General features: G+C 47.7%; 17 protein-coding genes. All 17 read right to left on the reverse strand.

Annotation, left to right across the window (positions count from 1 at the left end; translation table 11 throughout):
- The 17 genes from Q1B04_RS09935 to Q1B04_RS10015 all read right to left on the reverse strand — a co-directional run bounded on the left by Q1B04_RS09935 (window position 1) and on the right by Q1B04_RS10015 (window position 25,742).
- Window positions 1–1,158, reverse strand: coding sequence for a Gfo/Idh/MocA family oxidoreductase (locus Q1B04_RS09935; protein ID WP_299758656.1), 1,158 nt, complete (start codon window positions 1,156–1,158; stop codon window positions 1–3).
- Window positions 1,159–1,365: 207 nt separating this feature from the next.
- Window positions 1,366–1,929: a gluconate 2-dehydrogenase subunit 3 family protein gene (locus Q1B04_RS09940; RefSeq protein WP_299758657.1), complete on the reverse strand. Its 564-nt coding sequence runs from the start codon at window positions 1,927–1,929 to the stop codon at window positions 1,366–1,368.
- A 189-nt stretch (window positions 1,930–2,118) separates the two neighbouring features.
- Window positions 2,119–3,798 carry a GMC family oxidoreductase gene (locus Q1B04_RS09945; RefSeq protein ID WP_299758658.1) on the reverse strand — a complete coding sequence of 560 codons (1,680 nt, stop codon included), beginning with the start codon at window positions 3,796–3,798 and terminating at the stop codon, window positions 2,119–2,121.
- 397 nt (window positions 3,799–4,195) lie between these two features.
- A complete protein-coding gene (locus tag Q1B04_RS09950; RefSeq protein WP_299758659.1) occupies window positions 4,196–5,461 on the reverse strand; it encodes a Gfo/Idh/MocA family oxidoreductase in 1,266 nt (421 codons plus the stop codon).
- Between the two features lie 547 nt (window positions 5,462–6,008).
- Entirely contained in the window at window positions 6,009–6,824 is an 816-nt protein-coding gene (locus tag Q1B04_RS09955; RefSeq protein WP_299758660.1) for an endonuclease/exonuclease/phosphatase family protein, read from the reverse strand.
- A gap of 41 nt (window positions 6,825–6,865) precedes the next feature.
- A complete protein-coding gene (locus tag Q1B04_RS09960; protein ID WP_299758661.1) occupies window positions 6,866–8,161 on the reverse strand; it encodes a sugar MFS transporter in 1,296 nt (431 codons plus the stop codon).
- Window positions 8,162–8,235: 74 nt separating this feature from the next.
- The gene (locus tag Q1B04_RS09965) at window positions 8,236–9,120 is read right to left on the reverse strand and encodes an ROK family protein (RefSeq protein WP_299758662.1); all 885 of its coding nucleotides are present in this window, start codon (window positions 9,118–9,120) and stop codon (window positions 8,236–8,238) included.
- A gap of 272 nt (window positions 9,121–9,392) precedes the next feature.
- Window positions 9,393–10,481, reverse strand: a complete 1,089-nt coding sequence (locus tag Q1B04_RS09970; RefSeq protein WP_299758663.1) for an ROK family protein — start codon at window positions 10,479–10,481, stop codon at window positions 9,393–9,395.
- Window positions 10,482–11,086: 605 nt separating this feature from the next.
- Window positions 11,087–11,929: an endonuclease/exonuclease/phosphatase family protein gene (locus tag Q1B04_RS09975; RefSeq protein WP_299758664.1), complete on the reverse strand. Its 843-nt coding sequence runs from the start codon at window positions 11,927–11,929 to the stop codon at window positions 11,087–11,089.
- A gap of 180 nt (window positions 11,930–12,109) precedes the next feature.
- A complete protein-coding gene (locus Q1B04_RS09980; protein WP_299758665.1) occupies window positions 12,110–13,564 on the reverse strand; it encodes a PQQ-binding-like beta-propeller repeat protein in 1,455 nt (484 codons plus the stop codon).
- 517 nt (window positions 13,565–14,081) lie between these two features.
- Window positions 14,082–15,734, reverse strand: a complete 1,653-nt coding sequence (locus Q1B04_RS09985) for a RagB/SusD family nutrient uptake outer membrane protein (protein WP_299758666.1) — start codon at window positions 15,732–15,734, stop codon at window positions 14,082–14,084.
- Window positions 15,735–15,742: 8 nt separating this feature from the next.
- The gene (locus Q1B04_RS09990; RefSeq protein WP_299758667.1) at window positions 15,743–18,769 is read right to left on the reverse strand and encodes a TonB-dependent receptor; all 3,027 of its coding nucleotides are present in this window, start codon (window positions 18,767–18,769) and stop codon (window positions 15,743–15,745) included.
- A gap of 959 nt (window positions 18,770–19,728) precedes the next feature.
- Window positions 19,729–20,502, reverse strand: coding sequence for a hypothetical protein (locus Q1B04_RS09995; RefSeq protein ID WP_299758668.1), 774 nt, complete (start codon window positions 20,500–20,502; stop codon window positions 19,729–19,731).
- A 185-nt stretch (window positions 20,503–20,687) separates the two neighbouring features.
- Window positions 20,688–23,387: a trehalase family glycosidase gene (locus Q1B04_RS10000; RefSeq protein WP_299758669.1), complete on the reverse strand. Its 2,700-nt coding sequence runs from the start codon at window positions 23,385–23,387 to the stop codon at window positions 20,688–20,690.
- Window positions 23,388–24,131: 744 nt separating this feature from the next.
- Complete coding sequence (locus Q1B04_RS10005; RefSeq protein WP_299758670.1) at window positions 24,132–24,812, reverse strand: nucleotidyl transferase AbiEii/AbiGii toxin family protein; 681 nt, start codon at window positions 24,810–24,812, stop codon at window positions 24,132–24,134.
- Window positions 24,802–25,323: a hypothetical protein gene (locus Q1B04_RS10010; RefSeq protein ID WP_299758671.1), complete on the reverse strand. Its 522-nt coding sequence runs from the start codon at window positions 25,321–25,323 to the stop codon at window positions 24,802–24,804. The genes Q1B04_RS10005 and Q1B04_RS10010 overlap by 11 nt, the downstream gene beginning before the upstream one ends.
- A gap of 209 nt (window positions 25,324–25,532) precedes the next feature.
- Window positions 25,533–25,742 (reverse strand): hypothetical protein, encoded by a 210-nt coding sequence (locus tag Q1B04_RS10015; protein WP_299758672.1) that lies wholly within the window; start codon window positions 25,740–25,742, stop codon window positions 25,533–25,535.
- Between the last annotated feature and the right edge of the window lie 1,120 nt (window positions 25,743–26,862).

Here is a 26,862-nt window from a genome sequence, read left to right on the forward strand (position 1 = left end):
TTAAATGCTAAAGTCTGTCCACTTCTGATCTGATTTGCCTGATGCGATGACGTGCTCAATAAAGGCCATGCCTCGCACTCCTTCTTCCATACTTGGATAGTCTTCCCACTCCGGCTTTGTCTCTTCCCCGGCCATATCGGCTTTGATGCACAAGGCAAAATTGCGGTAGAGGTTGGCAAAGGCCTCCAGGTATCCTTCCGGGTGGCCGGCCGGGGTGCGGGAATTGTGCTGTGCGTAGGAGCTCACATAGCCAGTTCCTGTACGCCAGATTTCGGCAGGCTTGTCAAGCCATTTCACTTGCAGCGTGTTTTCATCGCTCTGTTGCCACTCTACGCCACCCTGCTCACCGTACACCCGAATTTTCACATTGTTTTCCTCGCCGGCTGCCACCTGTGTGGCAATCAATACGCCGCTGGCACTGTTATCAAATTTCAGTAGCACGGCACCGTCATCGTCTAGTTGGCGGCCTTCCACTACGGTGTTTATATCGGCACAAATCTTAGTTACGGAAAGCCCGCTTACATACTCGGCCAGGTTAAAGGCATGCGTGCCAATGTCACCCATGGCACCGGCTATGCCGCTTTGTTTTGGGTCGGTGCGCCAGGAAGCTTGCTTGTTATCGCCTCCTTCTTCAAAGCGACTCAGCCAGCCCTGCGGGTACTCCACGTATACTTTCCTGATCTTACCCAGCTTTCCGGAAGCCACCATTTGGCGGGCCTCCTTCACCATCGGGTAGCCGGTGTAAGTGTGGGTAAGGCAGAAGCGCTTGCCAGATTCGGCGGCGACAGTTCGCAGTTTCAGCGCCTCCTCCAGGCTAAAGGTCATGGGTTTGTCCAGCACCACATGAAAACCGTTTCCCAGCGCCATTTTAGTTGGCTCGAAATGCACATGATTGGGCGTTACAATACTGATAACCTGCACCCTTTGGTTTTCCGGGAGCTGCTGCTCCTTCTCAAACAACTCTTGATAAGATAAATATACCCGCTCCGGCTGCAGCCCAAGCATAGCGCCGCCGGCTTTAGATTTCTCCGGGTTGCTGCTAAAAGCTCCGCAGACAAGTTCGTACTCACCGTCCATTTGCAGCGCAATGCGGTGAATGGCTCCAATAAAAGCGCCTTGCCCGCCGCCTATCATACCTAAGCGTAGTTTTTTTGACATGCTTAAAAAGTTCGGCTCCTGCTACGGAGCAGATGTAACATATAAACAAAGTATAAATAGAGCCTTCTACGTCTCTATTTATACTTTGTCATACTTTGGTTGCTGCCTGCTGCACTTATTTTCAAACCAATAGTGCAAGTGCAGCACATTATTTAATATTTCAGAGGATACTCTTGATGCCTGATAGCAAAGAGAAAGCAACGGCTGTTAGGTTGCCCAGGCTCTGTCTCCCTTTTTGTAAGGCATACAGCCATCGTAACGGCCAGGAGTTTCTACGTAGCGCAGTGCTTGTGTAGCCCCTACTTCTGAGGTAAAGAAGCCAAATAAAGTAAGCTCCTTCATCATTCGGAAATAATGGTTCGGGGCCTCTGGCGCTTTTTCGGCCTGGTATTTCTTCTGCTCCTCGTCCAGGGCTGTAAGTAGCTCGGTGCGCTGCTGCTTGTCGAGTTTCAGGAATTTCTTGTCAAACTTCTCTTTGCTGGCTTCATCAATCTGGGCAATGCCGTTGATAAAGACATCCTGATCTTGCTTGGTATAGCAATCCTGCACCATTACGGCCATCAGGCCCCCTACATCGGCGGCTTTCGCCCCTGGGGTACTGGTGGCAGGAAGTATGGTTTCGCCGACCTCGTTCAGGAAAGCAACCTGGTCCTGGTCAAACAGGTCGTTCACCTTGGTTGGTTTGGCGGTGCAAGATACCAGCAGGTCTGCACTTACCAGAGCGCCACCCAATATCCAGCTAACAGCACCTAATGCTTCTCTTCTGTTCATATGTTATAATTACAGCGATTTAGATCTTTTTATACTTTACATCTTCAGAAAGGAATTACTTGCTCTCTCATACTTGGCTTTAAGAATAGTAGAAAAGGCAAGTATAGAAAATGGACCAAAGTATAGATTGTGCTGCTGTTTATATTTTTCAGCTTCTGCTATACTTTGGTCTTTTTCTTAAGTTACTGTTTAGATGTTCTGGCGGTTCAGTTCGCCAACGGCATGGTCTACTGCTCTGGCGGTGAGGGCCATGTAGGTAAGCGACGGGTTCTGGCAACCACCTGATGTCATGGCTGCGCCGTCGGTTACGTATACGTTCGGTGCGTCCCAAACCTGGTTATTTGCGTTTAGTACAGAGGTTTTCGGATCGCGGCCCATACGTGCTGTTCCCATCTCATGAATGCCTTGCCCCATGGCATAGCCTGCATCAAAGGTGTTCACGTTTTTGAGGCCGGTCGCTTCCAGCATCTCTTTCGCATCCGCCATCATATCCACACGCATCTTCATCTCGTTTTCTTTAAGCTCAGAGTCGATAGCCAGCAAAGGCAGCCCCCACTTATCGGTGTTGTTTCTATCGAGGGTTACTTTGTTCTCGTGGTATGGCAGAATTTCGCCGAAGGCCGTGATACCCATGGTCCATTTTCCCGGCTCGGTCAGGGCGTCTTTAAAGTCGCCGCCAATGTTCATCTCGGCCAATTCGCGGCTCCAGCCCTCTCGCCCTGCGCCTCCCTGGTAGCCGAAACCACGCAAATAGTCGCGTTTTTCACCATTCAGGTTTCTGAAACGAGGGATGTAGATTCCGTTCGGGCGACGGCCATACAGGTATTTATCGTCATACCCTTCTGCCATGCCAGATGCGCCCAGCCTGAAATGATGGTCCATCAGGTTGTGGCCAAGTACGCCACTGCTGCTTCCCAATCCTCCATCCCATACATCGGTGGCAGAGTTCATCAGCACCCAGGTTGTGTTCAGGGTAGAGGCGTTCAGGAAAATGACTTTGGCAAAATACTCGTACGTTTGGTTGGTTTCGGCATCCAGTACCTCTACCCCTTTGGCGCGCTTGGTGTCTTTGTCGTAAATTACTTTGGTAACGATAGAGAAAGGGCGCAGCGTCAGGTTGCCTGTAGCCATGGCTGCCGGCAAAGTGGCAGACTGCGTGCTGAAGTACCCCCCGAAAGGACAGCCCAGCCAGCATTTGTTTCGGTATTGGCAGTTTACCCGGTTATGATGCGGCTGCGTAATGTTGGCCACGCGGCCGATGATCATGTGGCGGTCGCCTTTGTAGTGGCTTTTTAAACGGCTGGCAACGTCCTTCTCCACGCAGTTCATCTCCATCGGAGGCATAAAATCACCGTCCGGCAGGTGCGGAATGCCATCTCTTGACCCGCTGATGCCTGCAAATTTCTCCACGTAACTGTACCAGGGCGCTATGTCTTTATACCGGATCGGCCAGTCTACAGCGACACCTTCTTTGGCGTTTGCCTCAAAATCAAGGTCGCTGAGGCGATAGCTTTGGCGGCCCCACATCAGGGAGCGCCCCCCTACCTGGTACCCACGGAACCAGTCGAAGCGCTTTACCTCCGTGTATGGGCTTTCTTTTTCGTTTACCCAATAATCCAGGTTGGTTTCCTGTAGCGGGTAATCGCGCTTCAGCACGGGGTAATCCTCAATCATCTGCTGGGTTCTGCGCCCGCGGTGCGGAAAATCCCAAGGGTGCTTCGTTGCGTTTTCGTAGCCTTTTATGTGCTCTACGTTTCGGCCACGCTCCAGCATTATGGTCTTCAGTCCTTTTTCAGTGAGCTCCTTGGCAGCCCAGCCACCAGATATTCCTGAGCCTACTACGATTGCATCATAAACATTTTCCGCCATAAGGTAGGGTGAGATCTTTAAAATGAGAATTCAGGTTAGATAAATGCTTAACCTATTTAGCCTTTATTCCGGAAGCAAAGCAGCTTAAAGAAATAGACAGCAACCATAGGTTTTAACTTTTCGAGAAATCAATATATCTGAAAGTGTACAGAAAATCAAGTGAGTACTCAGTTTAAAGAGCGATTTTTCCTGTATTTCTTGGTGAATCCTTAAAATTGATGGATAAACATTGTTATTTGTTAACATCCACACGGATATAACCCATCTGATTGCCAGGTGCCACTTATTTTTATGCACCACCTTCAGCAGGTAACTGGTTATGCTAGCTCTGGAGGGGCAAAAAAAGAGCCTCGAATACTTGACGCATTGAGGCTCTCTTCACTTAATATTCACCTAACTACACTTTCATCATTTTAATAGGCATTACCTTCCCTTTCTTTCTACTCTCTTCCGCCATGAAGCCCATGATATGGCTTTCGATTGATGCGTCAATAGTAGATGTGAGGATGGTAGGGTCCTGCTGTGCTACAGCCTGAACAAAATCCTTAACAAGGAACCAGTCTCCTCCCCCGTGGCCACTATTCTTGTACCCTTCCACATCCTCGGCCTTAGGCTCAAATGTCACGGATTTACCTGTTCTGAAATCTGTAACCTCCAGTTTATCCATGTCGCCCACCATGTCTCCCATAGAGCCCATCACACGGGTACGACGGCCATGGTAAGAGGTAAATGCCTCCATAGAGAAGCTGGCCGTTACATTGTCCTCAAACATAATGCTGGTGACGTAATGGTCAGGCTGATCATTTTCCATGCGGTACACACAGCGTCCATAATTGGTCGTTTTTAGCCTCTCCATGATCACCTCTCCATGCTTGGATTTATCGTCCGGCAGGTTTAGCACAGAAGTTCTCCTTCGCTCGTCGTGGTAATGCCGGATAGCAGAATAAGGGCACTCGCGCTCTACCTTACAGCCATCCGTGCAACGGGCGGTGCTGCCTGCCGGAGCATTTTCCTTGCGAAACCACTTCAGGTCGCCCATAGCCACAATCTGTTTGCTCTGTTTGTTGATAACCCATTTTATAATATCCAGGTCGTGGCAGGATTTGGCAAGTATAATCGGTGTGGTTTCTTTGGAGTTGTGCCAGTTGCCGCGTACGTAAGAGTGGGCCATATGCGTGTGCTCGATTGGCTCGAAATGCTGCACACTCACCACCTCCCCGATAGCTCCCTGGGCAATAAGCTCACGCATCTTCACAAAGTATGGCGCATATCTGAGTACATGGCATACTGCTACAATTCTTCCGGTTTTCTGAGCCAGTGCCAGAATGCTGCGGCACTCTTTCTCAGTTGGGGCTATTGGCTTCTCCAGAAGCACATCATAACCCATTGCAAGGGCTTTCATGCATGGCTCATAGTGCATGTTGTCCGGTGTGGAGATAATAACAGCATCGGCAAACTTAGGGCGTTCAAAAACCTTTTCCCATGTATCAAAGCGGCTGTCTGAAGGTATGGCGTGTTTGGAAGCGTACCTCTTGTTTCGCAACTCAATAGGCTCTGCCACACCAACAATCTTCATTTGCTCGGGAAACTTGGCCGCAAAATTACCATAGACGGTTCCACGGTTACCAGCACCCAGGGTAATTGCCGTAACAGGCTTAGCCATAGGTTTATGCAAGGGGTTTGCCGGTACAGTATACCCGTATCTGTTCTCCCCCAACTTAGCCAGTGCGTCAGTGCTGATAACTGCTGCACCTATACTAAGCCCTAACGATTTTAGTAAGTTTCTACGATTCATGGCAAAGGTTTTATACTTCTTGGATTAAACTAAATGATAATAGGCAGTGCTGATTATGGCATGCTCTAACTCTATTTTACAATTTGATTCTTCTTATAGTATATCTGACTTGCCATGGCAAGACCTGTGGTTGTGTTTCTGTAGCGGATCTAACCGTTCATCCACTACCACTCCCAATTTTTCATCTTCTTATCCAGGGTTTTTGGTTTATTGCCCGGCTTTTTCCATTCGTATTAATCGCAGTGGAGCACTTCCTAAAGTATCCCGGAAGTTAAACACTGTGCCATATCAGGTACTGCTGCTGCTTGTGTCATGCTTCAGGTAAGGTTTAGATGCACTGGTATATCCCCTAAGTATAACCTTGCCTCTACTCCCACCAACCACATTGGATAATTTGCCAAGATCTTCCTTTTGCTTAGTAGCTAAGCGTAGCTACTACGGGCAAGTGATCCGATGCATATGTTTCCGGTATTACCTTCTGCGAAACAACTTTAAAAGGTGCATCTTTTGTGAATGCAATGAAATCTATGGCTCTCTTTGGGTTAATTACCGGTATAGTAGGCTCACAATCAGTGTCACAGGTGCGGGTAAAGACCTTATCCAACTCCGCAATAGAAGAGCTTTCAGGCATGGCATTGAAATCACCGGCCACTATAAAAGGAATTGGTTCATTAGCAGCTATTTCGTTTATAGCCCTTACCTGCTGGTCCCGGTTTTCTGTACTTCTTACATCCAGGTGTGTGCTACCGAAGCGCACCACCAAACCACCAGGTAACTCTACTTTTGCAGTGGCTATTACACGGTCTTCCGCCATCGGGTCGGCATCTTCGGGCAGGGGCGTAACAGTAGCCTCCGTTAAAGGATACCTTGAAAGTATGGCCACGCCATATTGCCCGCCATCGTAGTCAATTGCTCTTCCAAAAAAGGCTTTCATACCAAGCTTTTCTGCAATTGCCACAGCCTGGTTTACCTTGCCGGCCCGCCCTGTGTTTACATCCACTTCCTGCAGTGCCACCAGATCCGGGTTTTGCTTCCTTATGGCAGCAACAATTGCATCGATGTCTATTTCTCCTGCCTCCTCTTTGCTAGGAGGATTAGCATGGTGTATGTTATAGGACATGATCGTCACCTCTCTTTTAGCTGAGAAGGATGAGGGCAAGCTTTTGGAGCAGGAAACTGCAATGGCAGCAACAAAAAGCAGTATAACAAAATAAGGTATAGCTCTTTTCATATTATGATTAATTACACAACAAACTGCAGTTGGCATGTCTCCTATCGGCTTATTGCTTTATGCCCCGAAACAGCATAGTACCAGATAAACACGTAGCAGGGCACCATAACCCAGTAGGCTTGCTGCGGGTTTATCAGATCGGCGAAGTAGCCATATAGCAATGGTATGATTGCCCCACCGGCAATCCCCATGATCAATAGGGAGGATCCGGTTTTGGTAAAGCGCCCTAGGCCGGCTATAGCCAGCGGCCAGATAGCGGGAAAAATAAGCGCATTGGCTAACCCTAGCAGGGCAACGAATAATACAGAGGTATACCCATCGGTAAGAATGGCCCCCAGTGTAAACATAGCACCAAGTATAGCTGACACTTTCATGGCCTTCTCCTGAGATATGTACTTAGGCATGGCCACTATGCCCACCATATAACCTACTACCATAGCCACTAATGTACTGGTGGTGAAAAACTTTGCTGTAGCAAGAGGTATCCCCTGTGATGCGCCATAGCTGATAATCGTATCACCTGCCATTACCTCCACGCCCACATACAGGAACATAGGCAGTACCCCCAGCAAAAGGTGCGGAAACTGCAGAATACTTGTTTTACCAGCATTGGCCGCTGATACAGTTTCATCTTCCTGATCTGTATCTACTTCAGGCAAGGAGGAAAAATAGATTATAACGGCTAACACAAGCAGCACACCCGTCATAATAAGGTAAGGCGAAATAACCTTGGCAGCCAGTGCATCCAGTTCAACTGCTTTCTGTGTGACGCTCATGCTACCCAACTTTTCTACCAGGATATCTGCATTGCTCAAAGCAACCGCCCCCAGTATGATCGGAGCCAATGCACCTGCCACTTTGTTACAGATACCCATAATGCTGATGCGCTTTGCAGCACTTTCGCGCGGCCCTAGTATGGTAATGTAAGGATTAGAGGCTGTTTGCAGCAGCGCCAAACCAGTGCCCTGAATAAATAAACCCAACAAGAATAAAGAATAGGTGCGTGTCTGTGCTGCAGGTATAAACACAAGGGCACCAATAGCCATAACTACTAGGCCTAACGGCATTCCCTTTTTAAAGCCGGTGGCCTTCAGCACCCAACCCGAGGGAACAGCCATTACCAGGTATGAGATGTAAAAGGCAAATGCGACCAGGTAAGATTCAAAATTATTTAGCTCGCAGGCAATTTGCAGGTAAGGTATTAGAACTGAGTTAAGCCAGGTAACAAAGCCAAAGATGAAGAACAGCGTACCAATGATGAGCATAGGCCGCATATAGCCTTGATTTTCAACAATTAAATCACCTTCTAACTCTTTCACTAAAAGGTTTGTGGCCATAGCGCGATACTTTATGAATGTATACTTATTTCAGTTAAACTCCTCAAGCAGTACCCTGCTATCATTTCCTGCCGCTAGGCAAATACTTTATCACCTGCTGGCTCTTTGATATTTCTCATCTTGAAAAGTGCTGCGGCTCCCAGAATGGCTGAATTACCGATCGAAGAGCATTTTATCACAAGTTGATCTGTTACCGGTTTAAAAGGGAATGACGCTATGCTGTTCTCCATGGCACCCTTAAAGTATGGAAAACAGCTACAGACAGAGCCGCCTAGTATGATTGCCTCCGGAGAAATAGCATACAGGATGATCTTGATACCGTTTCCTAAGTGGTGGCCGTACTCATTTAATATATCCAGTGCCCGCTGGTCTCCCTCCTCTGCAAGTTTCTGCACCTTTGCACCAGGTATGCCATACTTGTTAAGAAAAAACTTACCACTACAATAGTCTTCTAAAGTCTGGTCCAGGTATGGGATGCCGCCGAACTCGCCGGCGCTCGAGAACTTACCGGAATAAAGGCTGTTGTCAATGATAATGCCTGTGCCAAAACCTGTTCCCAGTGTAATGCCAGCTATATTATTATAGGCCTTGCCCTTTCCATATATCTTCTCGCCGGCAGCGAAAGCATTAGCGTCGTTGGTAACAAAAACGGGTATTCTAAAATATTCTTCCAAATGCCCTCTCAGGTTCACCTCCCTCCAGGAGGGAATATTCTGCACATTATGTACAATGCCCTGCTCTTCATCTACCAAACCCGGCACTCCAATACCTATGCCTTCTACATCTGGTGTCAACACCTGCGCTACCCCATCTACAATTTCGTCTAATATCTGCTCTTTTGGAGCGTTTGCAGAAGTTGAAAGTCTTACCTCTTTTATTACTTTCCCATGCTGCACCAAGCCAATATGAACTTTAGTCCCGCCGATATCAATGCCAATAACTTTCTTTTCCTCTCCCATAAAATAAGTTGCCCAAAGAGCTGCCCTGTTTGTCTGAATACGGCGCTTGCAAAAACACCACAAGCATACATTAACAGTAAAATGAATCGTTTGTGTCCCCTCCCCTCCAAAACCTGATTTTATGGACGGAAGGATGTCTGTTTAAAATTTTGTTACTCAGGAAACCCAGGTCTTTTACAGAACTCATGAAAACAAAACCCTCTGCATGAGTGGTTGGCACCTCTGTTCTTTTGTAAGTATAAAATCCGGGATTTAGCAATATGGGCTCGAAATCAGGACTCCGACTCCAGCCGATCCTCAAAAATATTTTCCATTACAACTGCCACAGATCCGAGAATCCCGGCATCTTTGCCTAAGGTAGAAAGCGCTATCTCTGTTTTCTCCCTTAGCTGCGCCATACTATATGTATAAATAGCTTGCTGAATTGGTGTTGTAATATATTGTTTCGCCTCAGCCACTCTGCCACCTAATAAGATCAGCTCCGGGTTAAATAACTGTATAAGCGTGGCAATAGCCTTACCAAGGTTCATTCCAACCTTTGCCAGGATATTGATTGCGTACTGATCGCCTCTGTTTGCCGCATCAACCACCAGTTGTGGCTCTATACTGTCTAGTTCGAAATCAGCCAGCTCATTTAACAAGGAGTGCTGGCCAGACCGTATGCCCTCTTTGGCCATGTTGGCAAGAGCAATCCCCGACGCCACTGTCTCCAGGCAGCCGCGCTTTCCACAATAGCAAAGGATGCCATCATTCTCGAATGGGATATGCCCTATCTCCCCGGCGAAACCGGTTATGCCAGTGCACAGCTTGCCATTCATGATCATACCCATGCCCACGCCCCAATCAAGTGATAGCACCAGCACATCTTTTTTCCCTTGAGCAAGACCAAAGCGATGCTCGGCAAGGGCAATGCTCTTTACGTCATTTTGAATGAACACCGGCTTACCCAATTTTCGCCTTAACAAGTCCTGCAAGGATTCAGACGGAGAGTTTGTACGCATATAGGTATGGTTGTTACCCTCGGAGGAATCAACCAGTCCCGGCATACTTATTCCTACACCCATGAGCTTGCCGGTGTCTATGCCTGAGTCGGCAATGAGCGCTGTTGCATTTTCCTGCAATTTGTCCACTGCAGTCAAGTCTTCGGAGATGCGGATTGGGAATGTCTGAATCCCTGTTATATTGTTGTGGTTGTTATCAAAGATTGCCATTTTGGTCTTGAACCGCCCCATGGCTATACTTAGCACATACAGAGAATTATCTCTGAGTCCGTACAGATCCGGTTTTCTGCCACCCTCAGACTTACCTCTTCCCTGCTTTTCGACCAACCCTTCCGCTATAAGCTCACCGAGTAAGCTCATAGATGTTGGAGAGCTTATGTTAAAATCAGCGCACAACTCAGCGTTTGCTTTTGCCCCGTTAACATAGAGGTGCTTTATAATTTTTATTCTTTGGGTATGCTTCTTCCTTTCAATATTATTGAGTGCATCCAAAGAGGTATTCTCAAGAATCAAAATACTCATTGTGTATAATCTATAACTTGTTCAAGAATGTCATTTATTTAGCTAAAAGCAAGCACTTTTAAAAAAAAATTAAACAAGTATCAATGTTTAACTAATATATTTTAATAAACAAACATTAATTTTGAACTTAGATAACAACATGTATAATTTTAATTATAAAACTGGTACACTTATTACTTACAGACGCTAACAGACTTTTTACCGCCTCTATAATAATACATCCACTTTTCGGCTTATATTTTGTCTAAGTTATCCGTATTTACTAAGAGTTTAGCGTCTTCATCCTCATCAAGATCAATTGACTTGTGATACCAGCAAACCTGAGCGTGTCTTTAATCTAAGCTATTATAGTTTGCCTGCCGATACACAAGAGTATGGTTAGCTTGGAGCACTTTTTTTCAAGGACATAAGCCATGTATGTTCATTATGAAATCGCTGCTACTTTATTGCATGCCAATTTCCGCAACTACAGGCCTATGGTCTGAGGCGTAGGGCTCGTTCACTACCTTATGAGAAATCGTACTTAACTTAGTTGCAGGATGTGCATAGGCAATAAAGTCTATAGCCTTGGTCGGATTGGTTGCCGGAATAGTAGGAGCGCATACTTTACAACTTCTTTTAAAGATCGCATCCAGCGCATTGATTTCCACAGAGCCAGGCGTTGCATTGAAATCACCGGCTATAATGAACGGTAATGTCTCTTTTGAAGCGATATCGCTTATCTTCTCTATCTGCAACTGCCTGTTTGTCGGGTCTGACTGCGCATCCAGGTGTGTGCTTCCAAAACGAATAAATCTACCATCTGGCAGTTCAACTTTGGCTGTGGCCAATACACGTGGCTCCCCTCCACTCCCGGCTTTAGTAGGAAGCTGGTGCGCAGTAGTTTCTGATAAAGGATATTTAGAGAGAATCGCTACTCCATACTCTCCTCCTCTGTAATCAATTGCTTTGGCAAAGAAGTAGCGCATTTGCAGTTGATTAGCAATTTCTTGTGCCTGGTTAACAGCTCCCGAACGCTCTGTATCCACATCCACCTCCTGCAAGGCCAGTAGGTCTGGTTTTTCTGCACGGATTACGTCCACAATAGCAGCTACATCAATTATATTAGGTTTTGATGGAGGGTTACAATGATGAATGTTGTAAGCCATCACCTTCACAGACGCTACAATTTCTTCTTTATCATCAGGCTTGTCTACCGGAGCAGGGTCTGTTGGGCCAGAAGATTTATCACAGGAGGCTATCAGAAACGCAGCGCCCGTTACGAAACAAAGCAATAATCTTTTCATTTTATTTTCTTTACGGAAAGCAGTAAATACAAACATTCTAAGGTGGCGCCAGAAGGCAAAGGCATGCGCCTGGCTATAGCGCAAGTATAAATCATCCGCCTGGTTTTTTTATTGCAGCTGAAATGGATGGTTTATACTTTAGACCAAGTACCATGCAACTCTGCTCATCAAGATGTAAAGCTATTCTGCACGGCCTGTGTTCTTCACATTCTGGCCTTTCATAGGCCATGGCGAGTCTGCAAGCCCACTCTCCTCCACAGCTATTTTGTAGAGTTTTATAACAGCGCCATCTAGCGCCTCCACATAAACTGTTCCATCAGCGGTAATAGTTGGTGAGTTAACCACACCGTTGCCGAGTTCTATTTCTTTCAGTAACTGCCCATCAGGGTTGATGACAGCAAGTTTCCCTTCTGCTGTACCGATGTATACATTACCATTCACATCCACTGCCGGCACGCTTTCGTTTGTTGTTAAACTGTAAGTCCAGTTAACAGAACCATCATTCGGGTTAAGAGACACCAATCCTGCACCGCCACCGGTATAGAGATGTCCGTTCGGACCAATGACAATACCTGACTGAGCAGCGCCTGCCACCTCGGCAGACCATTTAACTGAGCCCCTTTCGCCGCCATCGGTAATGGCTACAACATGTACGTTTGTGGTGTAGTAAATCGTGCCATCCCTATCCATAGATAAGGAGCTTCCGTGAGTACCACTACCCGTACCTACTGATTCGCTCCACTTCTTGGTGCCATCCGCTGTGTTGATGGCCCACAGCTTGCCCTCGCTTGTATTCAGAAAATAAACAGTCTGTCCGTCTCTGCTGAGAACCGGAGCAGCATAGAAAGCCCCTACCCCTACAATTTCCCAGCGTTTTTCGCCGCCTGAGTTCCAGGAATAAGCACCACCATCCTGGCTTTGGAATCTTGAGCCATGGTAGATATTGCCTTGAGCGTCTACTGCAGGTGTGTTGTTGGAAACCCCTCTTCCGCTGCCACTCCACATTTCACTTCCGTCTGCACTGTTCAGCTTGTACACCATCTTGGAATTTGACCACGTATTTATATAGATATTTCCGTCCGGCCCAATAGATGGTGCGTTCGCAATGTAAGAATCTAACTCTGTTGCCCATTTTAATTGAGCATTTGTTCCCTGATCCGTGACAGCTACGGCATTACCGTTTAAGCCACCATTGACATTCCCCTCTACATAATAAATAGTACCGTCGTCACCGATAACCGGAGCGCTCGATCCCTCATTTATTTTCGAAACCGCAGCATTATTGGAGAACGCCCAGACCACGTTCGCTATAAACTCTTTTGGCGGAGGCGCCACCTCCACCGACTTTGTTATATCATAAGTGGTGCCGGCAGCATTCCGAACCTTTAGTGTTACCTGATAGGTGCCGGCACTGGCGAAAGTGTGGTATGGGTTTCGCTTCTCAGATGTGCTCCCTTCCCCATCGCCAAAATCCCAGCTCCACTCTGCTATTTCGCCTGACCCTTCTGTTGGGTCTGCATAAAAGAGGATCTCCTGACCCTCTATCGGTGCCGCTGGTGTATAATTAAAATCAACATCGGGCGGCAAAAGATCTCCCATGTCATCGTCTTTACAGGCATAAAACGAGACACTCATCAAAAGACATAGTAAGAGTACTTTTACATTTTTCATTGTAGATATCATTTTAGTTCTGTCAATCCTTTTATCTGATTTGCATACAGGGCTTAGTTCTGCTACAACAGCCAAATAGCTAAAGATTACTTTCTTAGATACCACCTCTACCTTATCTGTGCTTCTGTACATGACATAGTCAATCATTCTCAGACTTGCATCCTATATTACACGCACTATGGCTGGCATGCCCTGCTTTGCTTCTGCCGAAGGTGAGCGTGCCAGGTGTACACTACATGTCATTATACTTAAATCTAGAGCAGCATCGGGCTTGGTTATGGCAGGCTTATGTACTGCAACAGGTTTAAGTTCCTCATCCTTACTACAGGCGGAGAGAGCTCGTACTCAGCCGCACCACGCATTTCATCTTTTTGACCACAAAGGCATAAAGTTCAGCCGTGGAGCCCTAAACGCTGTAGCCATGATAACCTTAGAGGTACATCTTAGACTACAGTGTTCAAGACATGCTCACTTGGGATTATTACCAACCAGGATTTTGCCCAAGATCAGGGAAGCGCTCCAACTGCGACAGCGGGATAGGCCACAGATAGTTTCTGGAAGGGTCAAAGGTTCTTCCGGTATAGGCTACAATAAAGCCATTTTGATCCTTGCGCAGGTTTGCTGCGGAGGCAGGGTTTGACAGCCAGTTTACGTTGGTGCCCTTTACGTCCTGAGCCAGGAGTTCGCCCTGTTTCCAGCGGAGGATGTCGAAGTAGCGCTGCCCCTCTAATGCAAGTTCCACGCGGCGCTCCCGACGGATCTCCTCCCGCACGTCCATACCATTTGCCGCCAGTTCTGCCAGGTTCATGTGTTTCATACCTACGCGGTCGCGCAGCAGGTTAATAGTCATATCAATATCCTCCTGCGTTAACTTCCCCTGCTCCAGTCTTGCCTCAGCATAGGTCAACAGTACCTCGGCGTAGCGTAGCAAGTGGATATCATTTGCATCACGGCCTACCATACCTACGGTAGAGACTTCTGCATACTTTGTAAAGTAATAGCCTGTAATGGTAACTGCTCCTCTCCTGTCTGAACTAAACTTGGGCACCATGAAAACGTTAGGGTTCTCATTTTCTGAAATTGGCCTTCCGTCATAGCGGCCTCCCCATTCAGCCCCCGGCTCCAGTATCGTCTGCGTCATACGTGGGTCGCGGTTCTCAAATACATCCTCATACTTTTCTATACTGTAAAGCGGAGATTTTTCGATTGGCAGACCATCCACCATCAGGTAACTATCTACCAGCGACTTAGTTGGGTTCCAACGCACCACCTGGTCAGGCACCTGAATCTCACGGCTGAGGTTATGCAGCACCAGGTCCTCTAAATGAGGACGGGCAATAATGGTCTCCCGGTTATTATTCCTGGAGAGTTTTCCTTTATAAGTAAAAAGGTCATAGTAATTCCTGCTTGGGTCTCCCGATGTGAAGAGCGCATACACTCCAAGATCCATCACATCTTTCGCTGCCTTTTCTGCTACATCCCAGCGGCCGTTGTACAAAGCCACACGAGCCTGCAGAGCCAGTGCAGCCCCCTTGCTCATTCTTCCAAGGTTTGCCCCGGTAGGTATCTCGGAGGGCAGGTGCTGCGCAGCTTCCTCCAAGTCCTCAAGGATAAGGTTCACTACTTCTTCTTTCGGATTTCTTGGCACATACACTTCATCAATAGAAAGAGTGTTTTTAACCAATGGCACGTCCCCCCAGAAATTGGTCAGGTAGCTATACATCAAGGCCCGAATAACACGAACTTCTGCGGCCAAAGCTTCTTTCCTGGCAGGGTCAATAGTTGCTTTCTGATAGTTCTCCAGGAAAGCATTTGCCTGTCGTACGCCTCTATATTGGGTTGTCCACTCTGTGTTAAGCGTGCTCAGGTCATTTCCGAAGTTACCGCTGCCGATAAGCTGATACTGTGTAGTGGATGGCCATAGCGTGTTATCGCCCATGTTCTCCATATCCACTGTGTTTTTCGCCTTCACGTTAGCGTAAAGCGCGTTAGTGGCCAACACCAACTGCTCTTCGTTTTCCCAGAATGTCTCGTTAGATATTTCATCCAAAGGAGCCCTCTCTAGGAAATCATCATCGCAGGAGCTTAAAAGGAAAGCACTAAGTATAAAGCTATATAATATTCTCTTTTTCATGGTACTTCTTACTTGAGGTTAATGTTGAGGCCGAGTACATACGTCTTCACTTGCGGATAGAAGTTTCCGTTGCTTACCGGAGACTCCGGATCAAAGCCATAAAAGAAGTCTGTCTTTGTCAGCAAGTTGTCTGCGGAAGCATAGATTCGTAGACGGCTTACCCTAAACTTTTCTGTCAGGCTGGCAGGCAAGGTATAGCCAACCTGCACGTTCTTCAATCTAAGGTAAGAGGCATCCTCCAGCCAGAAAGTTGAGAGTCTTTGGTTGTAACTCTGCTGATAGGCCAGGCGAGGATAGCTTGCGTCTGTATTCTCTGGTGTCCAGCGGTCCAAATGCACCTTCTGTGGCATATTGCTCTCTGTTGCAAAAGCATGGCGAGCCGATCCATACAGGTACCCATCCACTTCACCTACCCCCTGCAGAAAGAAGCTGAAGTCAACGCCTTTCCAGGCCATGTTTCCACGGAAGCCATAGGTATAGCGTGGAATGTGGCTACCTATTACCTGCCTGTCATCCTCCAGCGTAATTTCGCCGTCACCATCCAAATCCTTGTAGATGATATCGCCTGGCGCTACAGGGTCGCTCTTGATATATGGGAAGTCTGGTACGAAGTTTCCGCTTTCAGGGTCATACCTGAAATCAGACTCCTGGGCAAGGCGTTCTGCCACCAGGCCATAGAAAGCATCGATTGGCTGACCGATTAGCCTTACTCTCTCGCCATAGGTGGCCAGTGTACCCCCTAAGTCAACTACTTTGTTTCGGACATCCGATACGTTGAAATTACCTCCGTACTGGAAATCGCCCTTCTTGTCATTCCAGCCTAATTGCAACTCCCATCCTTTGTTCTCTACCTTACCGGCGTTTTGGGGCGGCTCTGGAGCGCCAAACACACCTGGCTGTGGAATCACGAGCAGAATATCATCGGTTTCGTTGATGAAGTAGTCGGCAGAAACATTCAGGCGGTTACCCAGGAAAGCCAAGTCCAAGCCCGCGTTTTTCTTTGTTGCCGACTCCCAGGTCAGTAGCTTATTGGCAACAATGGTTTGCCTGACACCGAATGTAATCTCGTTACCGATTGGCATTGTCTCAAATGGACTCAAGATATCCATGTAAGCAAAGTCGCCCACCCGGTCATTTCCCTGGGTCCCGTATGAAAGGCGGATCTTACCGAACTCTACCACCTTTCTAAGGCCTTCAAAGAAACTCTCCTCAGTAAATACCCAACCCACAGAGGCGGCGGCAAACAAGTCCCACCTAACATCTCTGGCAAACCTGGTGGATCCATCATACCTGAAGTTGGCCTCTACCAGGTACTTATCCTTAAATCCGTAGTTCACTCTTCCAAAGGCAGAGCGAAGTGCGTTTTGGGAAGCACTGCCGCTATTGAGCTGGTTCTCCGTACCCAGATTAATATGCCCGATAGCCTGTGAGGCAAGGTTTGTCCTTGTTGCGGCAAAGTAATCACCTTTAGTTTCTTCCTGAGACGCACCCAGCAGCAGCTTTACATCATGCTGCTCATTGAAACGCTTCTCATACTCGGCTGTACCGATAAAGGTCTGGTACATAGTCGTGTAGTCGCGTGCATCTATTTCATTGGGATAGCCGGTTCTGTAAATCCGTTCTCCCGTTTCAGGGCTGTAGTAACTGATGGTTTTTGTGAAGATGGTTCGCTTGGAGTTTGAGCGGATCAAACCGTACTGCCCTCTAAGTTTAAAACCCTCGAACAGTTTAACAGAAGCATTCAGGTTTCCAGTGAATTCCTGCGAGCCGAAGTCATTGGTACCTCCATCGGTAGCTACGGCAACAGGATTGCTTTGGCCGCCCAAATACCCCCAAGTGCCGGTAGTGAACCGAACTGGCACCAGCGGGATGATAGACAGAGCAGAATAAATAGGACCTGTTCCTGCTGCGGCTCCAGCGTATGACCTGTCAATGTAGCCTACATTTGCAGAAACATCTAAACGATCAATTATTGTAGTGCTTAGCTTTGCCCGAACATTGTGCCTGTTGGCCTTAAAGCTATCCCCCACAACAAGCCCACCTTCGTTTAAATAGCCATAAGACAGGAAGTAGTTTATATTGTTGGCGCCACCATTGATGCTAAAGTTGTGGTTCTGCTGCGGCGCACTTTTTTTGAGTACCTCGTTGATCCAATTTGTATTGGCAAAATAGTTAGGATCTGAGCCATTTCGAGCAAGTTCAATTTCCTCTGGAGAATAAGTTGGATTTCTGCCTGCGTTTACCTGAGACTCGTTCAGCAGTTCCATATACTGTGGCGACCCCAAAAACTCCGGCAATGCCGTCGGGGTCTGCAAGCCATAGTAGGTGTTGTAAGAAACCGTTGGTTTATCACCTGTGCCTTTCTTAGTGGTGACTACAATAACGCCGTTGGCGCCGCGTACACCATATATAGAAGAGGAAGCAGCATCTTTTAGCACAGATACACTCTCAATATCGTTCGGATTCAGCAAATCAAGTGTACCACCAGGTATTCCATCTATCACCACAAGCGGCGCCGCATTTCCCAAGGTGCCAATTCCTCTAATTCGTATATCGCCGCTGTTGCTGCCCGGAGCACCTGAGGCCCCTGTAATGGTTACGCCTGGCATCAATCCCTGCAATCCGGAAGTTACATTTGTGATGGGTCTGTCCTCCAGCGCCTCTGCTTCTATCTGGTGTACGGCTCCGGTAAGGTTTGCTTTTTTCTGAGTTCCATACCCAACTACCACCACTTCATCAAGTGCCTTGGTATCCTCATTAAGGGAAATGGATAAATTATTTTGATCTCCGACTGCCATCTCCAGCCTTTCAAAACCTATGTATGAAAAAACCAACACAGGCTGCGCAACACCAGCCACATTAATCGCGAAACTGCCATCTGCCCCTGTTGTAGCCCCCTTATTGGTACCCTTTAAAGTAACTGATACTCCCGGCAGCACCATCCCGTTCACATCTCTTACAACACCTGACACAGGCCTCTCCTGCCTCTCCTGCACCAAGGCACTAAAGGAGGAGGCAAGTGCTTCAGTCTTCATTGCACTTCCTTGAAAAGGGGCAACACCTAGCAATGCGAGCAGTAGCATCGAGCATTTTCGCCGTGAGTTTCCCTTGCTTTTGACTTGTAAATCTTCGTTCATAACAACATCAGAGTTTAGTGATTATCTGTTCCTGTATAAGCTATCTATATCTCAGTTTGAACTTGAGCTATACTTTCAGCTATAGCTCGATAACTTTAGCGTTAATCCTATGCCCAAAGCCAGCTTGTCCTCACCTTGGCAATCTTAAATAAATCCAATTTTATACATTAGATCTTTACCCAAGGTCTGCATCGTATTATTTTCTGTACTAGCTGTAACTTTAGTGATTATTGACTCAATCACCACATAAAGAATGTATTTTTTTATATTACAAACAAGACTTAAATAATTTTTTAATAAAAGATTAGTTTTAACTATTATTATTTCATTTAATAAAAATCAATAAATTTATTTATTTCATAATAATTTACTCTTACAGATATCATTATGCTAAAGCTGAGTGATTTTAGCTATAAATTATATTTACATTATCTATGTTATCTTAAAGTAAACACTTACTCACAGTAAGTAGTAAGGCATGTTAATGACTGACGGCAGTAAACTGTAATAAAAAAATGAGTTTCCTACTAAAGCAGCTTTGACAGGTTATTACTGATTAGAAATGCAGCACATCGAAAATGAAAGGATTATACTTTCACCTCAGGCTGCTTGCTATCTAGCAGCAGATGAAGTTATTGTGGGGAAATGCCTTGTAGGGTGCCTATGCTACCTTTGTTTACTTAAATGGTAGAGTAGCTTAAAAAAATAGGGCTGCTCTACTTAGAGCAGCCCTAGGGAGTTTAAAGAAAAAGTGACTTAAAAGTTGTAACGAGCCCTTACAGACAAACAAACTGCTAGCGCCAGGTTTTGTAGCTGTTCCTATGAATTACCTTAGCTACTGTTTCTTTGCTGAATACTTATAACTGAAACAGCACATTTACTTGCAGTATGGATTCGTCAACGCCTTTCAGGCCCACTACGTTTTGCCAGTAACGCCACTCTGTGCCTGCGTATACTTTGCCTGGCTTTCCGCGCAGGTTACCCAGGTCCAGCAGCAGTTGCGGCTGCGTCAGGTACTGTGTAGAGCCCGGCCCGCGATCTCCGATAAAGTCCATGAAGCCGCGGAAGCGCAAGTGTACTTTTTCAGAGACAGGTAGCGGCACATCCCAACTCGGAGTGAACTGGTAGGTGCCGTGGTACTCAGAGCCGTTTTGCTTATAGTAGAAGGTTTCCAGTTGCAGCAGCCCCTGCCCCGGCAGGCGGAACTTAAAAGCTGGCCCCAGCAGGTACACGAAAAAATCCTCGTTGCCGCCAAACAGCACGTTTATACCACCGCCCAGCAATACATCGCTTACGGGCCCCAGGCTTACATCACTGTTTGTGGCTCTGCTCAGGCTTAACTTCGGATACCACTCCAGGTACATGGTAGGGCCTTCCAAGCTTACGTTGTTAGACAGATCCGTGAATCCAAAATTTTCAAAATCGCCTATCATCCCGAAGTGCTCCAGCGTGATAGTGGCCAGTTCGCCTGACTGGTTCAGCGGCTTGCCATAGAGCAACTGCACATTGGTGCCACCTTTATACATAACCTGTGCTACTGTCTGCTTTTGCGACAAAACCAGCAAAAAAGGCAGCAGCAGCAGATACCTTTTGTAAAAATTTATACTTGATTTGGAAAAATGGATACTCATGAAAATTCGTGTCTGATGGTCAAGCTTTTTTATAAACTGCTAAATTAGATGCTTAGCGCCAATTTACGGCAAAGCCTAAGAGGTTTATTTGTATCTCTCCCTGGGCCTTTATGTCATAAATCTTCTAAAAAAGCAGCGCCTGCAACTTAGGGGCTGCAGGCGCTGGTTCTTTTATTAAGTATAGCTTATTTGATTTTAATGAGGCGTATGTAGTCAACCATGGCCTGATTTACCTCGCCATTCATGTTCTCGTTGTGCGGTTCAAAAGAAAGGGTTAACGTATGGCTGCCCTTCTGAAGCGGCACCTCTACAGCGTTGGTAAAGCCCCAGTTGTTCCACTCATCGGTGCCACGCTGCGGCAACACAATAGTACCGATAAAGCTGTCGCCTTTCTGAAGTGTGCGGATAGCTGCTTTGTTCTGCGTATTTATCGGGCCGTTGCCGTTAGCATATCGGAAATCAACAGCGTACACACCATCTTCAGGCACAATCACTTCAATATTTATACTTGCGTTCTGCTTTTTACTAAGCTCCACAAAGCCGGTGCCTGAAAAATCGCGGTACGGCAGCTTGGCCTTAGGTGCGGATTTCTCCAGCTCGTACACCAGTTTATACTTGTCAGGCACCACTACCACCGGCTCACTGCCGAAGGAGCTTACGCCGTTTTCATCTATGGCCATTACCATGTATTCCGCGTAGCTATTGGCGTTTACCTGCAGGCTTGTGCTCTCCGTTTTCACCAGCTCCTCGCCGTTCCTGGTTATTTTGTATGCCACGGCTCCGTCTACGGCTGGCCAGCTAAGCTTGCCGGAAGTATAAGTTACCCGCGGCATGTCCGGCGAAGTATAGTCCAGGGTGTGGTTCGATTTGCCTCCCACCTTGTTGTTTGCCAGTTCGATTTTGATATCGTGCTCACCGGTTATACTTGCCGGAACCTCGGCGTTCTCCAGCGGCTTACCATCCATGGTAATGGACTTGATCTCGTTGCCATAACCGCTCATCTCGAAGTTTAGCACCGCATTCCTATACTTAAAGTTGGTCAGGCTGCGGTTGCCGGCAAAGGCCTTCGGCACAAACGGCTTCAGCACCAGCTTGTCTGGCTGCAGGTCCATCCCGAACAGCACCTTGTACACCATGCTCAGGTTTCCGGCCACGCTCCATAACTGTCTATCAGAGTTAATCTGGGTGCCGGCATAATCGCCGGTGCTGGCTACAAAATTCTCTTTGTTTGTCAGGAACAGAGCGGCCGGACGGTAGATGGCACTCATGCTCTCGGTAAGCGCCTGCTCGTTACCGGCTTTGGCCGCAGCCAAGCTCCAGTAGGCCTGCACAAATGGCCAGATGCCGTTGTTGTGGTACGGCGGTATGCCCGGAATCTGAGGGTAAATGCTCGGAATGCCGTAATCGGTTACAGGCGTATTGGCCACTACTGTTTTGCTGCGCTCCGCATCGGCCACGTTATAGATCACGCTCAGCGCCTCACCCAAGGCCTCCGCCCTCGGCGACAGCACCATGTAATTGCGCCCATACAGGTATTGGCCGTAATAGCCTTTCTCCTCCTGCCACAGCAGCTTGTTCATGCCTGCCTTTATACCTTGGGCCATCTCTTTAAACTTGGCAGCAGCAGCCTTGTCGTTCAGCAGCTCGGCCATTTCAGCGGCTGCCATGTTTGCTTGGTAATGCACCGCGTTTGTACCTAAATTATCTGATGCGTAAATATCAGCAGGCTGCATCCAGAGCGGGTACGTTTGCTCGCGCCAGTCCAGGAAAGATGATTCGCCGCGCACCATTCCTGTCTCGGAATCATAGGCGTTTCTATAGTCCTCTTCCAATGATTTCTTGATGATGGCATACGTATCGCGTAGCCAATTCTGATCACCGGTGGCTTTGTATACTTCCCAAGCGGCCATCGCCCAGGTCATGCGGTCCGTGGAGACAGGGTAAGCGCCCCCGGTGCCGGTATCCTGTACAATGCGCCCGTCCTTTACCTTGCGCATCAGGCTGTACATGGATACTTTGGGCTGCAGCTGCGCCATGCCAAGTATAATGCTGTAGCTGATGTCGCGGGTCCAAACGCCGGCCCACTCTTTTCCAGTTCTGAAGGTGCTGTCTGCCTCAATGTCTTTCTGCATCTCCTCCAGCGACATGTTGTAGAGCGCATCGATCACTGGGTAGTCAGAAGTATACTTTGGGAAGGCAGAGATATCCCGCGTCAGCGCCCAATGCGTGGCCGTAGATTTGTCGTCTTCAGGGACATTAAGCTTTAGCGTGATTTCGTAAATACCGTCTCCGTCCGGGTCCTGCAGCTCTGCATCTTTTTTGCCGCCCAGGTTGTCGAAGTCCCAGGTCAGAGGCGCGGTGTTGCCGGCAATATATACTCCTTTAAAATCTTCCTTATAGATCTTGTCGCCGGTTGCTGAAGTATAAACGCCATGCTTTTCGAAAGCCTGCAGCACCGGGCGCATGTCCAGGCGCACGGTCATCTCGGTATTAGGCGATAGATACGCATCATTCGGTATCTCAGACGGATCAGTAAACTGCTGCCCGAAAGTGATAACAGGAGTCTGGCAGCTACCGCTAAGGCAATTAAAGTAATGGTCGGTGCCGGATTTCATTTCATTGTCACGGCCGTTGATGGCGAACTTGAACGTAATGCGGGGGCTCTGAAATGCATTGGCCGGACTCTTATAATCGGTAGTCATCTCTGTTCTGGAGATAACCCGAGCCACATGCTCGCCCTGCACCACGCTATCCGGGTAAATGGTATAAGCCTCTGACTGCCAGATGGCAGCTCCACCAATTTCAGCCGTTGGTTTCTGCGACTGGCAAGCACCTAAAGCCATCATACTAAACAATATACTTGATTTAAGAGATGTTTTTCTCATGAATATGGAAGGTATCGATCAATTTAATACTCCTTATACCTAAGCCAAGACAGAAAGTATAGGGAGCTTGAAATTACGAATAATCAACTTAAACGGCGCTAACAGCAGGTTCATGAGCTAAAAAAGAGGTTGCTGCAACTGCTCTGCCATATAAGAATTTCAGTGGCCTTTAAGCAAGAAAGCCTGCAAACGTTTCCGCATGCAGGCTTTAATTAAATTATGAAACTTTGAATAGTAAAGCGTTAGTAATGTGCTGAAGGATAAGCGCCAGGGCGGCTCTTGTTATTTTAAGGTCACCCATCCTGCACCTCCGCAGCAATCTCAGGTGGAACAGCAGTTACCTGCCAGTATATGCCTTTCAGAGTATAAACCGGTTTTTAGCCTTACCATAAAATCAACTGATTAGTATTATACCGCCGCCGTAAACCCTATAAAAACAAAAAAGCCTGCAAACTCTTCAGTTGCAGGCTTTGCAGAGAGTGAGGGATTTTGTACATCCCACTTATCAATTGAAAACCAACACTTTACAAACCTGCACAAAGCACTACTCACCGAATCGCTCACCGCCTGGTTTACTGCGGAATAGCTGCAAATGCTATGATTTAAAAATACTTAAAGATTTCCACTTTGTCAACTTTACCCGCAGCCACAGCTTCTACATTGGTAGTAACTAATAATCTTAGCTCTTTGTACTAACTTCCCCTATGTTAAGTAAGCCCGTAGCTCCCTGTGACAACTTCTACTTTAGATTGCGATGATCTGCTCGATCCTCTCCTCTAGCAGCGGCAAGCGGTCCTGATCCATCAGGTGGCAGCCCAATATCTCCTCCCTGTATCGGCTGTCTCGGATTGCCCTGTACTCTTGCTGCAGGTACTCCCTCACTTCTTTGGGTGCACGCGCGATTTCCTCTACCAGGCGCAGCCTGTTGTCAGTTACATACACAATGTCTTCAAAATCGTGGCTTGTGCGGGGATCACCGCCCCGGCTGTGGTAGGCGGCGAACTTGGTTGCCAGGAAGTACGCCACGGGCAGTATGCGAATGTGCAGATCTCCTGCCAGTGCGACAGTTACCGACTGGTCCAGGCCCGGCTGGTACCAAGGATTAGTGAAACCCAGTATAGCCGGGTCATCCGGCATCACATCTATGGTGATGCCCTCGTAGGCAAAGCGGCAGATCACCCTGCTAGACGGATCGGGATAGAACCTTAGCTCCTGCAGGCGCTCCTGAAGCCGGTTCCAGGCACCGTAGCCAGCCAGCGATACGCTCAGGTCTATATCGCTGGTGGGGCGAACTGCGTCGGCGGCGGGGTCGTCGGCGTAGAGGCTCAGGGTGGCCCCGCCCACGAACACCATCTCCTCCCGAAGCTCCTGCAGCCCGGTGGCCACCTTCTTGATGACCTCTATGTTGATTGCCTTACCGTCCATTCAGAATTCGCTTCTCAAGTTCCGCATTGGCCAGCTCCCGCTCCCGCACCCTCCCCACCCGGAGCGCATCCACCAGCGCCAGCAGCTCGTGCAGCTCAGGCTTACTGATTGCCGCCTCCACGGCCGAAGGGTAAAGCGGTTCTACCGCCTGCCCCCGCTCTTGCCCCTTGGCATAGGGCCAGACCAGCTTTTCGCTGCTCATAATAAGCTCATCCAAAGGAGCGGCACTGAAAGCTGTGGGCACCCCTCTCACAATCGCCCCGGGCTCCTGGGGGAAAACATACCGCAAACCGTGCGAAAGGAACTCCAGCAGCGCGTGCCGCATCACCTTCTTCTTCGACTTATCGATCAGGCCTGCCTTGTAGGACCTGTGGAGCGACTCCGTGACTTCTGACGGGCTAATGCAGGCCTCCCGGGCGATGTCCTTCATCATCCAGGGGCTATCGCCTTGGGCGACGATGGCCAGCAATACCACGATATCCTGCGGCCGCATGCCGCTGTGCTTCTTCATTTATCCTTTATTTGTGATTCGCGAATTGCAAATTAGTAATTAAAAATAGACAACCAAAGCGTGAATGAGCAGGATTTGACATGTAAATGCAGATTAATCAACGAGAGAAAGCAGGAGCTATTGTCTGCGTGTCTGTTTGCGCTTCGCCGGTTTAGCGGCGTAAGCCGACACCCGCAGGTGCTCCACGCCTAAACAGGCTGACAGCTCCCTCACTCAGTCACTAACCTGGTCACCAGCGTAGACACCACCTTGGTCGCTAACTTAGTCATTCCCGACCAAGCTGCCCCCTGGAAAGGCAGGATGGAAGAATGATCGATTTTCAAGATGTTAGCATCCTTGTGCTTCGCCATGGCCACCGTAGGCTCCACTTTCTCAATCTGGCTTAGTGTGGGACGCGAGATGGCCGCGCACTCGGCCACCTGCTCGGCTTTGTCCAGTATAGATTACGTTTTGATGCATTAGCGATGGGCATGCTGCTTTTGTGGCCCCGAATCGGAAAACAGGGTGGTTTGTCAAGTTTAGCAACACAAAAACTCGACAAGTAAAAGCCAGTTCACCTGCTGGGTAAATGGGAAGCTTTATCCGCCATTTATCCGACATCCATATCGTTTGTCCGACAAAAGAAGGAGACATGATCGTCTCTGTTGCCACTACAGCAGGAGAGTTACTTGCACTCTCTGCCGTCTATTCCTCAGCCCAACGTTTGCTGCGTAAAACTGGGCAGTAGTAGTATGTGAAGCAGGTAAGCAAATAGAGCGGTGTGGGGTGCCCCGATTGTGAAGTCACTGGGCGTGTTAGGTTCGCCAGTCTAAAATCATAAGCAACTGTCATCCGCCACAATGCGGGGAAAAGCCTATACAGCGAAGATAGGAAAACCAACTAGAACGCGTGAAAAGCTTTTATAAAATATGCTTTGGTATGAAAAGCTTGTAAAGGTTGGAGGCAAATGATTGTCCCCGCCCCAGGTCTGGCTCAGCAAAATTAGCAACAGCGAAATTGCCAGTGAAGGCCAGCTTAAAGGGTGTGCCAAATCTCCGACGCCACGAGCAAAGCCTATCCTCTTTGCGATATGAGCCAGAACTTGTTCGCTACAGACTCGGCAGTTTTTAAACCATGGTACTGTTCAAAGGAAAGGGACGCCAGGTTATGCAGGGATTCGAACCACCTGCATAACTTATTTATTACCAATTACTTATCTCCCAAAAACACAGCGGACATCCGAATTTACCTCCTATCTAAGATGCCTGATGTCTATTGTAATCAAATTTACTTCTTTTATACACTAACCTCAAGTATAAAACGAGAAAAGTTAACCCTTCTACGCCGTAGTAATCCCCAGTGGTGGCGATACTTCTCAATGTAAACAGTACCTTCTCCGTTAGTGCCTAGCTTTATGGATTTCTCATCTATGATGTAGCTTTCTTTACATTATTGATATATACCTCTTTAGATTATAAATTCCATAATATTTAACAATTCATTCCCTATATTAGCATGTATCTAGAGTTAGTATCTGACATCTATTTGATGCTGTGTCAG

This window comes from uncultured Pontibacter sp. (assembly GCF_947495565.1).
In the GTDB taxonomy this organism is placed as follows: Bacteria; Bacteroidota; Bacteroidia; order Cytophagales; family Hymenobacteraceae; genus Pontibacter.